This is a genomic window from Oceanimonas aquatica (assembly GCF_030732065.1).
Classification (GTDB): Bacteria; Pseudomonadota; Gammaproteobacteria; order Enterobacterales; family Aeromonadaceae; genus Oceanimonas.
The window spans coordinates 178,746-193,750 of sequence record NZ_JAVBHX010000008.1 but is presented as its reverse complement, the minus strand read 5'-3'; the positions used below and the strand labels follow the sequence as shown (position 1 = coordinate 193,750).

The window sequence follows — 15,005 nt, the reverse complement described above, 5'->3', positions numbered from 1 at the left end:
CTCCAATCCTGCCGACCATATTTACGCAACCATACAAGAACGGTCGAGCGCCCCTGAATACCATAACGAGCCTGCGCCTGCTTGTAGGTCAGCTCGCCTTTTTCAATCTGTTCGACGAGAGCCAATTTAAAAGTCAGCGAGTAATCGCGTTGTGTTCGTTTCACACCTTGTCCCATTGGGGTCTCCATATCTTCGGGGGAAAGGTGTAAACCATATTCAGGATGGGACAATATAAAGAAAAAGAGTGCCTCGGCACTCTTTTTTATTGCCCGCAACCTGCTGTTTCAACGGACTTTTCAAGGCCTTTCTGGTATAAAGCCTTTTTTGCAAAACGGGTTTCAGGATGCAATGGGATATTAAAGGCTGGGCCGGATTACAGCTCCTGGCTGCTGCGCTGTTTTTTTCCTGGTGGCAAGGCTACTGGATGGCCTTGGACGAAGGCGTATTCTGGTGGTTTAACCAGCGCCTGGTGACGGTACCGGGCTTTGCCGAGCTGGTGGCTTTTGTCAATCAGCGCTGGATTGACGGCGCCGTGGCGCTGCTGATGGCCCTGTTTGTGTTTCGCCATGCCTGGTTGGCGTCGGGGCGGGAGCGGGCACGTATTTGCTGCCTGCTGATCATCATGGCGGGCTGTTTTTCCCTGCAGGCGGCGGCGGGCAAGGCACTGCCGGTGGAACGTCCCAGCCCGACCCTGGTCTATGAACATGCGGAGCGGGTCAGCCAGCTGGTGCCCGATATCAAGGCCAAGGATGCCTCAGGTGATTCCTTCCCCAGTGATCATGGCATTGGCTTTGCCACCTTTCTGGTATTTGCCATCTACCGCTTTCCGCGCCGTTATCTCTATATGGTAGTGCCTTTGGTGCTGGCCCTGGCCATGCCCAGGGTGATGTCGGGTGCCCACTGGTTTACCGACTTTATCTGTGGCTCCATTCCTCTGGCGCTGATCACCGCCGCCTGGCTGTTCCACACGCCTCTGGCCCGCTGGCTGACCGAAGCACTGGTGAGCCCGGCAGAAAAGCTGCTGCGGCGCTGGCAACTGCAGGGATAAGTCGAAGGGCGGCCAGGCCGCCCCTGGTGGTTACTGCGGCAGGCTGACCTGTTCGCTGCGGGGCAGTATGTCGTAGTCGATGATCACCGGCAGCCCTTCAAGTTGCCGGCGCAACATGTCAAAGGCGGCAAAGGCCAGCAGCCGGCGGCGCATCAGCGGATCGCGAAAGTGCATTTTAAGCGTTTGTGCCTGGCAACCGTCCGGGGTCAGCAGTGCCAGCGGTATGCCCTGCGGCCCTTCGGCGCCAATAGCCAGGGTGGTGGCCCGACCCGAGCCTTTCAGCCACCGGGCCAGGTCCTCTGCGGTATCGGGCAGTCCGGCCAGGTAATGACCTTCAAACTCCGTGGTCAGGGTGTGAAGGGTGTCGGTCAGGCGACCGCCGCTGGCATCTTCAAAGATCACCAGATCCCGATCGTGCAGCTGTGCCGCCAGGGTGTCAAACTTCAGCTCGTTGCGGGCCACCACATGACTGCCCACCTGCTCCAGTAATTGCGCCTCGGCACTGACAATGGCATTGCGATCGCGGGTGTCGATGATCAGTTTCAGCTCGATGGTGGGTGAGTTGGCCCGGTAACCCAGCGTAATGCCGTCCGGCCAGCTCAGAGCATCCAGCCGGTCACTGAGGCCCGACTCCGACAACCCGAAGGTGAAGTAGCGCCGCACCTGGCTCTGGCCCTGCTGGCCCAGCCGAGTGCGCAGCCGGGGCAGAATTTCCTGATCCATCATTTTCTTCAGTTCGGACGGCACCCCCGGCGTAAAGAAAAACAGCGCCCGGTTATATTGCACCGCAAAGCCGCAGGCGGTGCCGATGGGGTTGTCCACCAGCTCGGCGCCCTCGGGCAACATGGCCTGCTTGATGTTACTTTCCGGCATGGTACGGCCGCGGCCGGCGTATTTTTCCTGCATCACCTTTAGCCACTGCGGGTTCAGCACCAGTGAAACCCCGGCGGTCTCGGCCATGGCCTCGGCGCTGATGTCGTCCGAGGTCGGCCCCAGGCCACCATTGACGATCACGATATCGGCCTGATGGCTGCGCTGCTCAAACAGCTCCATCAAATCGGCCTTGTCGTCGCCTATGGTAAAGCGGCGGCGAACCTGCCAGCCCTGCTCCAGCAGCCGCTGCGACAGCCAGCCGGCATTGGTATCGGTTATCAGGCCGGTGAGCACTTCGTCACCGGTACTGACCAGTTCAATCACGGGTTCCATATGCATATCCTTGAGAAGCGTTGTTCGAATTTTAACGTATCTTTTGGTCACAACCCATGAGAGAGATGACAAGAGGCCGTGCTTTATTGTAGATTTCTAGATGTCTAGACTTTTCTACCGATGCAGTACATGGAGTAAGCACATGCCCATCAGAATTCCGGATCGTCTGCCGGCGGCCAATGTCCTGAGCCGAGAAAATATCTTCGTGATGACGGAGACGCGCGCGGTCAATCAGGACATACGACCGATGCGGGTGTTGCTGCTCAACCTGATGCCCAAAAAGATCGAAACCGAGAACCAGTTGTTGCGCATGCTGTCGAACTCGCCGCTGCAAATTGGTGTGGATCTGCTGCGCATCGATAACCGGCCGTCCAAGAACACGCCTCAATCACACCTAGAGCATTTCTACTTCGATTTCGAGCAGATAAAGGATCAGTTTTACGACGGCCTCATCATTACCGGTGCGCCCCTGGGGCTGACCGACTTCTGCGATGTGGTGTACTGGGACAAGATCGAGCAGGTGGTGGAATGGTCCAAGAGCCATGTGACTTCCACCCTGTTCCTGTGCTGGGCGGCTCAGGCCGGCCTCAAAATCCTCTACGATCTCGATAAACGCACCCGGCTGGAAAAGCTGTCCGGCGTGTATGAACACCAGAACATGGGCCAGTTCGAGCCGCTGGTGCGTGGCTTTGATGATGTGTTTCTGGCGCCCCATTCCCGTTATGCGGACTTTCCGCTGGATCTGATTCGGGAGAAAACCAACCTCAAGGTACTGGCCGGCTCCGAGCAGGTGGGTATGTATCTGGCGGTGAGCCCGGATCGGCGTCAGGTGTTTGTCACCGGCCACCCGGAATACGATCCCGACACCCTGCACCAGGAATACATGCGGGATCTGTCCGTGGGAGCACAGCCCAACATGCCGGTGAATTATTACCCCGACAACAACCCCGACAATGCACCGCGGGCCAGCTGGCGCAGCCATGGTCATCTGTTGTTTGCCAACTGGCTTAACTACCACGTTTACCAGCTGACGCCCTACGATCTGAAGACCCTCAGTGCGGCCGGCGATACCCTGACCAAAGACTGGGAAGACTGAACATTAAAAAAGGGGCTCACGCCCCTTTTTGCTATTCGATGGGAAAGCCGGCCTTTTCTGCGGCCTTGGCCTTGTTGATCATCGGCGTGATGGTCATGCCCTGCACGATAATCGAGAACAGCACGATGGCGTAGGTCATCATCAAAATTAGATCCCTCAGTTCCACCTGGCCGTCGCTGCCCAGTTTCACGCCCGCCGGAATTGACAGCGCCATGGCCAGCGACAGGCCGCCCCGCAGGCCGCCCCAGGTAAGAATGCGTACCGAATACTTGTTGTAGCTGCGCACCCGGCGAAAGCCAAGGTAGGGCACCGCCACGCTGGCAAAGCGGCTGGCCAGTACCAGCGGAATGGACAGCGCCACCAGAATCCAGGCCTGCCAGTGGAACTGCACCAGCAGCATGGCCAGACCGATCAGCAGGAACAGCAGGGCGTTGAGGAATTCGTCCAGCAGGTGCCAGAAGTGATCCAGGTATTTCTGGCTCTGCTCGGAAAAGCCGGTGTAGCGGGTCCAGTTGCCGATGATGATACCCGCCACCACCATGGCCAGGGCGCCGGACACGCCCAGCACGTTGGCCATGGCAAAGCCGGCGGTGGGCACGCACAGGGTCATCAGCAGTTCCATGGAGCCGTCGTCGGTGGCGCTGATCATGATGTGACACATCAGACCCAGCAGCGCACCAAAGATAATGCCGCCTACCGCTTCGTGAGTGAACAATGTCATTACCGAGCCGAAGCTGGCTTCATTGCCGTTAAAGGCCACCGCAAAGATGGTCAGAAAGGCCACCAGGCCGATGCCGTCGTTAAACAGAGATTCCCCTTCGATCTGAATGGCGATTTGCTCCGGTGCCCCCAGTTTCTTGACGATGGCCAGCACCGCGATAGGATCGGTGGGCGAGATCAGGGCGCCAAACAACAGGCAGTAGATAAAGGGAATAGGAATGGCTGCCACGTAGCCCAGCAGCCAGAGACCGCCGGCCACCAGCAGGGTGGAGATCAATACACCCACGATCACCAGCACCGAAATTTCCCATTTCTGGCTTTTTAGTGCCGGCAGGTTAATGCCGAGGCCGCCGGCAAACAGCAGAAAGCCGAGGATCCCCTGCAGCAGAAAGGAGCCGAAGTCGACGGTTTTAACCACTTCCACCGCATGCTGCTGCAGCTCGGGCCAGGTGGTTTTGCCGAGGATCAGCATTAACACGGAGATTGCGAGGGCGCCGGAGGTAATGGCGATGGTGGTCTGGATTTTCATAATGTACTGATTGACGAAGGCAATGGTGATCGCCATGGCCGCCAAAAAGCAAAGAGTGTAATAAACGCTCATGAGAGGGCACTTCCGAAAGGTTATTTTATTATTTGCAAGCCGAGTTGGCCGAATATGTTCGGTCGTGCATAGTTTGCCCTATTGGCTGCGGCTTCACTAGCGAAAATGCGGCAAATTCGTGCATTTTTACACCGCACTTTTTCGGCGTTATCACCGGCCATGCAGATGGCCGGATTTCCGATTGTGCAAATTGTGATAGCATGGTCGCTGCATACAGGAATCAGGTTGTAACAGGAGTCAGCAGTGTCCCGATCCCCCGTGTTTTCTCAGCTCGAACAGGCCCTGGCCGAACGCATTTTGATCATCGACGGGGGCATGGGCACCATGATCCAGTCACACCGGCTGGACGAGGCCGCCTACCGGGGCGAGCGCTTTGCCGACTGGGCCAGCGATCTCAAGGGCAACAACGATTTGCTGGTACTGACCCAGCCCGAGATCATCGCCCAAATCCACAGCGATTATTTCGCCGCCGGTGCCGATATCGTCGAGACCAACACCTTTAACGCCACCACCATTGCCATGGCTGACTATTCCATGGAAAGCCTGGCGGCCGAGATCAACCTGGAAGCCGCCAGACTGGCGCGCCGGGTGGCCGATGAATGGACCGCGAAAGAGCCGCACAAACCGCGCTTCGTGGCCGGGGTGCTGGGCCCCACCAACCGCACTGCTTCCATTTCGCCGGATGTGAACGATCCGGGTTACCGCAACGTCAGCTTCGATCAGCTGGTCGAGGCCTATACCGAAGCCGCCGAGGCGCTGATCGACGGCGGCGCCGATCTGCTGATGATCGAAACCATCTTTGACACCCTCAATGCCAAGGCGGCGGTGTTCGCTGTTGAAGGGGTGTTCGACCAGCGCGGCGTGCGCCTGCCGGTGATGATTTCCGGGACCATTACCGATGCTTCAGGCCGGACCCTGACCGGCCAGACCACCGAAGCCTTCTATCACTCCCTGCGTCACGCCCAGCCCATTTCCTTTGGCCTGAACTGTGCCCTGGGGCCGGATGAGCTGCGCCAGTACGTGGCCGAGTTGTCCCGCATCAGTGAGACCTATGTGTCCGCGCACCCCAACGCCGGTCTGCCCAACGCCTTTGGGGAATATGATCTCGAGGCCGACGAAATGGCCGGTCATATTCGCGAATGGGCCGAGAGTGGCTTTCTCAACCTGGTGGGCGGCTGTTGCGGCTCCACGCCGGAGCACATTCGTGCCATGGCTGAAGCAGTGGAGGGGATTGCCCCACGCAAACTGCCCGAACTGCCGGTGGCCTGCCGGTTGTCGGGTCTGGAGCCGGTGCTGATCACCCCCGAGAGCATGTTCGTTAACGTGGGTGAGCGCACCAACGTCACCGGCTCGGCCAAATTCAAGCGGCTGATCAAGGAAGAGCTGTACGACGAAGCGCTGGAAGTGGCACTGCAGCAGGTGGAAAACGGCGCCCAGATCATCGATATCAACATGGATGAGGGTATGCTCGACGCCGAGGCCTGCATGACCCGCTTCCTCAATCTGATCGCCGGTGAGCCCGATATTTCCCGGGTGCCCATCATGATCGACTCGTCAAAATGGGACGTGATTGAAGCCGGCCTCAAATGCATTCAGGGCAAGGGCATCGTCAACTCCATTTCCCTCAAGGAAGGGGAAGACAAGTTTATCGAGCAGGCCAAACTGGTACGTCGCTACGGCGCTGCGGTGATCGTGATGGCCTTTGATGAAGTGGGCCAGGCCGACACTCGGGAGCGCAAGTTCGAGATCTGCCAGCGCGCCTACCGGGTGCTGGTAGACAAGGTGGGCTTTCCGCCGGAAGACATCATCTTTGACCCCAATATCTTTGCGGTGGCCACCGGTATCGATGAGCACAACAACTATGCGGTCGACTTTATCGAGGCGGTCAAGGACATCAAGGACAACCTGCCCCACGCCATGATCTCCGGCGGCGTGTCCAATGTGTCGTTCTCGTTCCGGGGCAACGAGCCGGTGCGCGAGGCCATTCACGCCGTGTTCCTGTACCACGCCATTCGCAACGGCATGGACATGGGTATCGTCAACGCCGGCCAGCTCGCCATTTATGAAGACATTGACCCCGAGCTCAAGGCCAGCGTGGAAGCCGTGGTGCTCAACCAGAACGATGATGCCACCGAAACCCTGCTGGCGCTGGCCGAGCGTTACCGCGACAGCGGTGGCGCCGCCAACGACGCCCGGGATCTGGAATGGCGCAGCTGGCCGGTGAACAAGCGTCTCGAGCACGCCCTGGTCAAGGGTCTGACCGACTTTATCGAGGAAGATACCGAAGAGGCCCGGCAGCAGGCCGCGCGCCCGCTGGAGGTGATTGAAGGCCCGCTGATGGACGGCATGAACGTGGTCGGCGATCTGTTCGGCGAGGGCAAGATGTTCCTGCCCCAGGTGGTGAAATCGGCCCGGGTGATGAAGCGGGCGGTGGCCTACCTCAATCCTTATATCGAGGCCACCAAGGCCGTGGGTCAGAGCAACGGTAAAATTGTCATGGCCACGGTCAAGGGCGATGTGCACGACATCGGCAAGAACATCGTCGGCGTGGTGTTGCAGTGCAACAACTTCGAGGTGGTAGATCTGGGGGTTATGGTGCCCTGCGAAACCATTCTCAAGACCGCCCGGGAAACCAATGCCGACATGATTGGCCTCTCCGGTCTGATCACGCCGTCCCTGGATGAAATGGTGCATGTGGCCAAGGAAATGCAGCGTCAGGGCTTTGATATTCCGCTGCTGATCGGCGGTGCCACCACCTCCAAGGCGCACACCGCGGTCAAGATTGAACAGAACTACGACGAGCCGGTGGTGTATGTGTCCAACGCGTCCCGGGCCGTCGGCGTGGTGCAGAGCCTGCTGAGCGAGACCAACAAGCCGGCGTTTGTGGAACGGCTCAACAAGGAATATGAGGTGGTGCGGGATCAGCACGCCCGCAAGAAGCCGCGCACCAAACCGGTGACCCTGGCCGAAGCCCGGGCCAACCCGGTGGCCATTGACTGGGACGTCTACACCCCGCCGGTGCCGGCCAAACCGGGGATTCACGAGTTTCACGACGTGCCCATCTCGGTGCTGCGGGAGTACATCGACTGGACACCCTTCTTCCTCACCTGGTCGCTGGCGGGCAAGTATCCGCGTATTCTGGAAGACGAGGTGGTGGGTGAGGAAGCCAAGCGGCTGTTTCATGACGCCAACGCCATGCTCGACACCCTGGAAGCCGAGGGCGAGCTGAGCTGCGCCGGGGTGATTGGCCTGTTCCCGGCCAACAGCGTGGGCGACGATGTGGAAATCTACAGCGACGAGTCCCGCTCAACCGTGCTGCACACCCTGCGCTTTTTGCGTCAGCAGACCGAGAAAAAGGACGGTTTCCCCAATTACTGCCTGGCCGACTATGTGGCGCCGAAGGGCAGCAAGCCCGATTACATCGGCGGTTTTGCGGTCACCGGTGGTATCGGCGAGGACGACATCGTCAAGCGCTACAAGGACGCCCACGACGACTACAACGCCATTATGGCCAGCGCCGTGGCCGACCGCCTGGCCGAGGCCTTTGCCGAATACATGCATCTGAAGGTGCGCCGGGAATACTGGGGCTATGCCCCGGACGAGAACCTTGATAACGAATCGCTTATTCGCGAGAAATATCAGGGCATTCGTCCGGCGCCGGGCTACCCCGCCTGCCCCGAGCATACCGAGAAGGGCACCTTATGGCAGTGGCTGGACGTGGAAAAGCGCATCGGCATGAAGCTGACCGAGTCCTACGCCATGTGGCCGGGGGCGGCGGTATCGGGTTTCTATTTCTCCTACCCGGACACCCGCTATTTCGCGGTGGCGCGCATTCAGGAAGATCAGCTGCTGGATTACGCCGAGCGCAAGGGCATGACCCGCGACGAAGCCGAAAAATGGCTGGCTCCCAACCTCAGTGATTAACCGAAAAAGGCGCCGCAGGCGCCTTTTTTATAAAATATTTTCCCGTCTTGTGCTGCGCCAGGCCCAGGGCATATATGCTTGATGATATAAATGGATTTATTGTCACCGGGAGCCATGGCACGTCCGGCTGCGTGCTGCCCTGTCGCCTGACCCTGAATGGGGGGCTGGACAGGCTTTATGCCTTGGCGTAGTTTCTGCCGGCTGTCGTTCAACATTGGGAGGAGGGTCCCATGTTTGCTGTACCCCGTCCGGGAAAAACACTTGCTCACCTTCTGGGACTGATGCTGCTGGCACTGGCTGTGCAGGTTCAGGCCAACCCCCGTTATGCGGCCATTGTGATCGATGCGGAAAACGGGACCGTGCTGCATGCGGCCAATGCCGATGCCAGCCGTTATCCGGCGTCACTTACCAAGATGATGACCCTCTATCTGTTGTTTGAGGCCATGGAGCAGGGGCGCATGAACCTGAATACCACCATGCCGGTCTCGGCCCACGCCGCTTCCATGCCCCAGACCAACATTTCCCTTAAAACGGGCGAGCGGTTGCGGGTACGGGACGCCATTCCGGCACTGATCGTGCGTTCGGCCAATGATGTGGCGGTGGTGGTGGCGGAGGCGCTGGGTGGCAGCGAACGCGCCTTTGCCCGGCGCATGACCGCCAAGGCGAAAGAGCTGAAAATGTACAACACCACCTTTCGCAATGCCTCGGGTCTGCCCGACAAGGGGCAGACGTCCACCGCCCGGGATCTGGCGACCCTGTCGCTGCGGCTGATGAAGGACTACCCCGCCTATTATCATTATTTCTCCACACCGTCGTTCAGCTACAAGGGGCGAACCTATCGCAGCCATAACCGCATGGTGCAGAACCTGCCGGGAGTGGATGGCATGAAAACCGGCTATATTCGCGCCTCGGGTTTTAACGTGGCGACGTCGGCGCTGCGCGATGATCGCCGGGTCGTCGGGGTGGTGATGGGGGGCAAGACCGCCAAATCAAGGGACGCACAGATGGCGTCGCTGATCGATCGCAGCATTGGCCGGGCCATACGGGTGGCCCGGGTTGCCGCACCCGAGCGCAAGGTGGTGACCGCGCGTAGTGTGCGTCCGTCAGCGCAAACCCGGGCGCCGGTTTCGCTGCAGCCGGCGGTGGCGTCTCTGCCCACCGGCCAGACCACGGCCAGCGATAACCTGGGCTGGGCGGTGCAAATCGGTTCTTTCCGCATGCCTGAGCAGGCCCGGGACAGGGCGTCTGATGCGGCCAGCAGGCTGGGCAGCCTGGCTCAGGCCCGGGCCGCGGTCACCGAAGTGGAGATCAGCAACCGCAAGTTGTTTCGTGCCCGTCTGGTGGGGTTTGAGAAGCAACAGGCGCAGAACGCCTGCCAGCATCTGTCCCGTCAGGGCATGGATTGCCTGGTGGTTCGGCTGTAACAACGCGGGAGCGAACGGCGAGCACGAAAAAGGGGCAACATTGCTGTTGCCCCTTTTTCGGTCGTCCTGACGGCTCAATTCCGTGAACCTCATGGCTCCCTGCCATTTCCCTGACTGTATTTCACTCCGTGAAATAATCCGCTTCCCGGTCCGTCGGGGTGTCCTGGTCGTTCCTGACCGCGTGTCTTCCTGACCCGCTTCACCTCTTCAACCCTGAAGGTGTCCTTGCCGCGATCCTCGCGGTGTCCTTTTGCCGTTCCTGGCAGGCCCGTCTTCCTGACCGGCCTTGCTGCTTCCTTGCGGGGAAAATAATAACCCGGCGCGGACGTCGCTCAAGCCGGGCTTTTTCATTGTCCTTACGGTCAGAATGGATTAAAAAATATCAGTTCACTGATTTAAAAGAGAAAACTCTTATGGCTGAAGGTGATGGCGCGGCCATGAAAACGCATTGTCTGTGCTCAGCTTGAGAGATCTCGCACACGCTCACGGGGTAATTGTCAGGCATTTGTCTCGTGCGCCAGCAGCCAGCGCTTGCGTTCCAGCCCGCCGGCATAGCCGGTCAGGCTGCCATTGGCACCGATCACCCGGTGACAGGGGATCACGATGGCAATGGGGTTGCGGCCGTTGGCGGCGCCCACGGCCCGCATCGCCCTGGGGTTGCCGATGGCACCGGCAATGTCGCCATAACTGCGGTGTTCTCCCCAGGGAATATGTTGCAGGGCGCGCCATACCTGCTGCTGAAAGGGCGTGCCTTGCGGTGCCAGTGGCAGCGTAAAGCGCTGCAGCCGGCCGGAAAAATAGGCGTCAAGCTGGGCGCAGGCGTTCATCAGCAGCGGTGAGGTTGGGGAAAGCGCCAGCGTGTCCTCGTTGAGGAAGTGAATGCCGGTAATGGCCTCGGGGCTGGCGTCGATCCGCAGCGGGCCGCAGGGGCTGGAAATAATACAGTGCATACAGCATGCTCGAAAGTGAGTGACAAGCATTGGAGCCGCGCAGCGGCGAAAAGTTGCGAGGCAGCGACTCAGAGCCCGGCCAGGGGCCAGACGTCGTAGGCGGGCTCCTCGTAGGGGTGGGCGGCACGCAGGGCGTCGAGGGCCTCGCGAATCAGGTGATCTTCGCACACCAGCTCGATGCGCAGCTCGTCCACCCGCTCCAGCTCGCCAGCTTCGCCAATAAAGGGATTGGCACCGGCCAGGGGCCTGAATTGCCCCCGGCCCCGAGTTTCAAAGCAGCACTGATCGTAGTCGCCAATCTTGCCGGCACCGGTGGCGAAAACCGCCTGCTTGACGGCTTCGGCATGGGGTTCAGGTACGAAAAAGACCAGCTTGTACATAATGCCTCCTGCTCAAAGTCTGTGAAATGTAGCATAAATCATTGCTGTAAAAGTGGTTTATTCCACCACTGGGGGGGATAATGAAAAGTCCTGATGCGTTCGGAACCTGCTTATGTACCAAGCGGACAACCTGATCCAGCGCCTGCTTTCCCGCCGGCCCGGCAGCCTGCTGCCGCTGGTGCTGCTGGGTGTGCTGACCGGCATCATCGCCAGCCTGGTGATGATGAGCTTTCTGTTTCTGCTCAACACGACTCTGGGCGGTCTGAATGGCCAGAATCTGGAAGACTTTGAGTCCCTGGCCTGGTACTGGCAGCTGGGGTTGCCCCTGGTGGGCAGCCTGTTGCTGATCCTGCTGTACCGGCTGACGCCGCCGGCATCCTGGTCGGTGGGGCTGGCCTATGTCGTGGAGCGGCTGCAGTTCGGCCAGGGCCGGATTCCGGCGGCCAATATCGGCTTTCAATTTATGGCGGCGCTCATTGCCCTCGGCTCGGGACACAGTGTGGGCCGGGAAGGACCCACGGTGCATCTGGGGGCGGGCATCGCCAGTCAGGTGGGCCAGCTCACCGGCCGTCCGCCCAGCCAGTTGCGGCTGTTGCTGGGCTGCGGCACCGCCGCGGCGATTTCGGCGGCCTTTAACACGCCGCTGGCGGGGGTGCTGTTCGCCATGGAAGTGGTGCTGATGGAATACAGCCTGCTCGGTTTTGCACCCATTATCGCCGCCGCCATTACCGCTTCGGCCCTGACCGGCGCCCTGCTGGGAGAGCACGCCGTGCTGGCGCCTGTGAGTCTGTCGCTGGCATCCCACCTGGACATCCCCGGGTTGTTGCTCACCGGCTTGGGTATCGGTCTGCTGGCGGCACTGTTTCAGTGGTTGGTACTGACCTTTGTACGCCTGCCACTGCAAAGCCGGGCCATCAGGCTGCTGTTGGCAGGGGCCATTACCGGTGCCCTGGCCCTGGTCGCGCCCCAGATTCTGGGATCCGGTTACGACACCATCAATGCTGCTCTTGGCAACCAGCTGCCCTGGCTGATGTTGCTGGGTATACTGGGCGCCAAGCTGCTGGCCACGGCGGCGGCCATTGGCCTGGGTGTGCCCGGCGGTCAGATTGCACCCACCCTGATGCTGGGCGTGTGCGCCGGTGGTGTGGCCGGGGCCCTGATCCCGGGCGCCTCGGATCCCGCCCTGTATGCCCTGCTGGGCATGGCGGCCATGATGAGCGCGGTATTGCATGCGCCCCTGGCGGCCATCGCCACCGTGCTGGAGCTGTCTCTCAGTGCCGAGTCCATGCTGCCGGCCATGGTGGTGGTACTGGGGGCCAACCTGTTGTGTCAGCATGGATTTAATTTACCGTCTCTGGTGATCACTCAGTTGCGCGTACGCGGTCAGGAGCTGCAGACGCATCCGCTGCGCACTGCCCTGGCCCAGCGTTATCTGTCGGAGCTGGCCGACATGAGCCTGGTGGAGTGGAGCGGCGAGGGGCCGCTGCCGCGGACCGACGCAGCGGCGCTGGTGGTTAAGCGGGAGCAGGGTTATTACCTGATCGAATTGTCCCGGTTTGAGCAGGAAGTCACGCCGGAAACCCTGGATGAGCTGCTTATTCCGGAGCGCCGGCTGCTGCCGCTGGAGCGGGACATGTCGTTGCTGGAAGCCCTGCGCACCCTGCAGGGCGAGGCCGGCGCCGGCTTTCTGGTGCCGGTGCGTCGGGGCCGGGGGCTGGTCACCCGTGCCCGGCTGATGCACATGCTCACCGAAGAAGGAGGCCTGTATTGAGCGATCACGAGCGCGGCTGGCACCTGCGCGAGGGCACCCTGTGCCTGCGGGGTGACTGGACTCTGGGTCATCATGCCAGCCTGGATGCCGGATTGACCGGCCTGCGAGCCAAAGACATCAGGGCGCTCGATGGCAGTGAGCTGACCCGGCTCGACACCGCCGGTGCCGGCCTGTTGTGGCACCGACTGGGGCCGTCGCTGTTGACGCTGACGCAGGCGGCCACCGGCCTGACCGACGGCCAGCAAGCGCTGCTGCTGGCGGTGGCCGGCGCCATGAGTGGGCGTGAGCCGGCGCCCGTGTGTCAGGCCCGCTGGAGCGATGGCCTGGCCCGGCTGGGCGAATACATGCATTCGGGCTGGCGGCAGGGCCGGCTGCTGCTTGGCTTTACCGGCCTGACTCTGAGCACCGGTCTGGGTTTGCTTTTTTGTCCTCGGCAATGGCGCATGACCGCTCTGGTGGCACAAATGCATCAGTGTGGTCTGAATGCGGTGCCCATAGTGGCGCTGCTGACCTTTCTGGTGGGGGCCGTGGTGGCCTTTCTCGGCGCCACCGTACTGGCCAACTTCGGCGCCACCATCTACACGGTGGATCTGGTGGCCTACAGCTTTATGCGCGAATTCGGCGTGCTGCTCACCGCCATTTTGCTGGCCGGCCGCACCGCCAGTGCCTTTACCGCCCAGCTGGGCTCGATGAAGGTTTACCAGGAGCTGGACGCCCTGCGCGCCCAGGGGCTGGATCCCATCGCCCTGCTGGTGTTGCCACGGCTGCTGGCACTGTTGCTGACCCTGCCGCTGCTGACCTTTATCGCCATTATCAGCGGCCTGTTTGGCGGTGCCCTGGTGGGACTGTTGTCGCTGGATATCGCGCCGGCGCGCTACCTGGCCATAGTGCAGGAAGTACCGCTGCGCCATCTGCTGGTGGGGCTGGGCAAGGCACCGCTGTTTGCGGTGCTGATTGCGCTTATCGGCTGCCTGGAAGGCTTCAAGGTGTCGGGCAGCGCCCAGTCGGTGGGTGAGCACACCACCTCCAGCGTGGTGCAGTCGATCTTTGTGGTGATCCTGCTCGACGCCATTGCCGCCCTGTTCCTGATGGAGATGGGCTGGTGAGCGGCGCCATCATACAGGTGCGGGGCCTGCGTAACTGCTTTGGTGCCCAGGTGGTGCACGAGCATCTGGATCTCGATGTGATCGAGGGCGAGATCCTCGGGATAGTGGGCGGATCCGGCAGCGGCAAGTCGGTGTTGCTGCGATCCATCATCGGCCTGCACCGGCCCGACGCCGGCGAAGTGCGCCTGTGGCAGCAGGATCTGCTGACCCTGCCGGCGGCGCAGCGCAGCGCCCTGGAGCGGCGTATGGGCGTGCTGTTTCAGAGCGGAGCGCTGTTTTCTTCCCTGACGGTGCTGGAAAACATTGCCCTGCCATTGATTGAGCATGCCGGCCTGAGCCGGGCGCAAGCGTCCGAACTCGCTGATATCAAGCTGGCGCTGGCCGGGCTGCCGGCGCTGGCGGGAGCCCGTTATCCGTCGAATCTGTCCGGAGGCATGATCAAGCGGGCAGCACTGGCCCGGGCGCTGGCGCTGGATCCGCAGATCCTGTTTCTGGACGAGCCCACCGCCGGGCTGGATCCGGTGTCGGCGGCCGCCTTTGATCGACTGCTGCAAACCCTGCGTAGCGCCCTGGGGCTGACCGTGGTGCTGGTGACCCATGATCTCGACACCCTGTATGCCTGTTGCGATCGGGTGGCAGTACTGGGACAAAAACGGGTACAGGCGGTGGGGGCGCTCGGTGACGTGGCGGCCACCGAGGATCCCTGGATTCGGGATTATTTTCACGGCCCGCGGGGCAGAGCGGCGCAATATGCCGCTCAGGGTAACAAGGAGTAACGT

Annotated in this window: 12 protein-coding genes; 7 read left to right on the top strand and 5 right to left on the bottom strand. The window is 60.9% G+C overall.

The features are described 5' to 3' along the window. A partial coding sequence (locus tag Q9290_RS12965) for a helix-turn-helix domain-containing protein (protein ID WP_306080070.1) occupies window positions 1-176 on the bottom strand: 176 nt, incomplete at its 3' end. A 167-nt stretch (window positions 177-343) separates the two neighbouring features. On the opposite strand from Q9290_RS12965, the gene Q9290_RS12960 reads away from it, so the two are divergent. Continuing rightward, the gene (locus Q9290_RS12960; RefSeq protein ID WP_306080066.1) at window positions 344-1,048 is read left to right on the top strand and encodes a phosphatase PAP2 family protein; all 705 of its coding nucleotides are present in this window, start codon (window positions 344-346) and stop codon (window positions 1,046-1,048) included. Between the two features lie 30 nt (window positions 1,049-1,078). On the opposite strand, the gene Q9290_RS12955 is transcribed toward Q9290_RS12960, so the two are convergent. Beyond that, window positions 1,079-2,254, bottom strand: coding sequence for a CinA family nicotinamide mononucleotide deamidase-related protein (locus Q9290_RS12955; protein ID WP_306080065.1), 1,176 nt, complete (start codon window positions 2,252-2,254; stop codon window positions 1,079-1,081). A gap of 142 nt (window positions 2,255-2,396) precedes the next feature. On the opposite strand from Q9290_RS12955, the gene metA reads away from it, so the two are divergent. After that, window positions 2,397-3,350: a homoserine O-acetyltransferase MetA gene (gene metA, locus Q9290_RS12950; RefSeq protein WP_306080064.1), complete on the top strand. Its 954-nt coding sequence runs from the start codon at window positions 2,397-2,399 to the stop codon at window positions 3,348-3,350. Between the two features lie 31 nt (window positions 3,351-3,381). Here the strand turns inward: metA and Q9290_RS12945 are convergent, their stop codons facing one another. Then, on the bottom strand, window positions 3,382-4,671 hold the full coding sequence (locus tag Q9290_RS12945) for a cation:proton antiporter (protein ID WP_306080063.1): 1,290 nt from the start codon (window positions 4,669-4,671) through the stop codon (window positions 3,382-3,384). A 243-nt stretch (window positions 4,672-4,914) separates the two neighbouring features. Between Q9290_RS12945 and metH the strand changes: the two genes are divergently transcribed. Together metH and Q9290_RS12935 are read left to right on the top strand one after the other, a co-directional pair. Then, window positions 4,915-8,595 (top strand): methionine synthase, encoded by a 3,681-nt coding sequence (metH, locus tag Q9290_RS12940; RefSeq protein ID WP_306080062.1) that lies wholly within the window; start codon window positions 4,915-4,917, stop codon window positions 8,593-8,595. A 230-nt stretch (window positions 8,596-8,825) separates the two neighbouring features. After that, window positions 8,826-10,019, top strand: coding sequence for a D-alanyl-D-alanine carboxypeptidase (locus Q9290_RS12935; RefSeq protein WP_306080061.1), 1,194 nt, complete (start codon window positions 8,826-8,828; stop codon window positions 10,017-10,019). Between the two features lie 497 nt (window positions 10,020-10,516). Here the strand turns inward: Q9290_RS12935 and Q9290_RS12930 are convergent, their stop codons facing one another. Then, window positions 10,517-10,969 carry a methylated-DNA--[protein]-cysteine S-methyltransferase gene (locus tag Q9290_RS12930; RefSeq protein ID WP_306080060.1) on the bottom strand — a complete coding sequence of 151 codons (453 nt, stop codon included), beginning with the start codon at window positions 10,967-10,969 and terminating at the stop codon, window positions 10,517-10,519. Between the two features lie 68 nt (window positions 10,970-11,037). Beyond that, window positions 11,038-11,349 carry a YqfO family protein gene (locus tag Q9290_RS12925; RefSeq protein ID WP_306080059.1) on the bottom strand — a complete coding sequence of 104 codons (312 nt, stop codon included), beginning with the start codon at window positions 11,347-11,349 and terminating at the stop codon, window positions 11,038-11,040. A 112-nt stretch (window positions 11,350-11,461) separates the two neighbouring features. On the opposite strand from Q9290_RS12925, the gene Q9290_RS12920 reads away from it, so the two are divergent. Genes Q9290_RS12920 through Q9290_RS12910 form a run of 3 tightly spaced genes read left to right on the top strand, consistent with a single transcriptional unit; the run spans window position 11,462 to window position 15,002 of the window. Next, entirely contained in the window at window positions 11,462-13,120 is a 1,659-nt protein-coding gene (locus tag Q9290_RS12920; RefSeq protein WP_306080058.1) for a chloride channel protein, read from the top strand. Next, window positions 13,117-14,226 (top strand): ABC transporter permease, encoded by a 1,110-nt coding sequence (locus Q9290_RS12915; RefSeq protein ID WP_306080057.1) that lies wholly within the window; start codon window positions 13,117-13,119, stop codon window positions 14,224-14,226. The genes Q9290_RS12920 and Q9290_RS12915 overlap by 4 nt, the downstream gene beginning before the upstream one ends. After that, window positions 14,223-15,002, top strand: coding sequence for an ABC transporter ATP-binding protein (locus Q9290_RS12910; RefSeq protein WP_306080056.1), 780 nt, complete (start codon window positions 14,223-14,225; stop codon window positions 15,000-15,002). The genes Q9290_RS12915 and Q9290_RS12910 overlap by 4 nt, the downstream gene beginning before the upstream one ends. Window positions 15,003-15,005 lie beyond the last annotated feature (3 nt).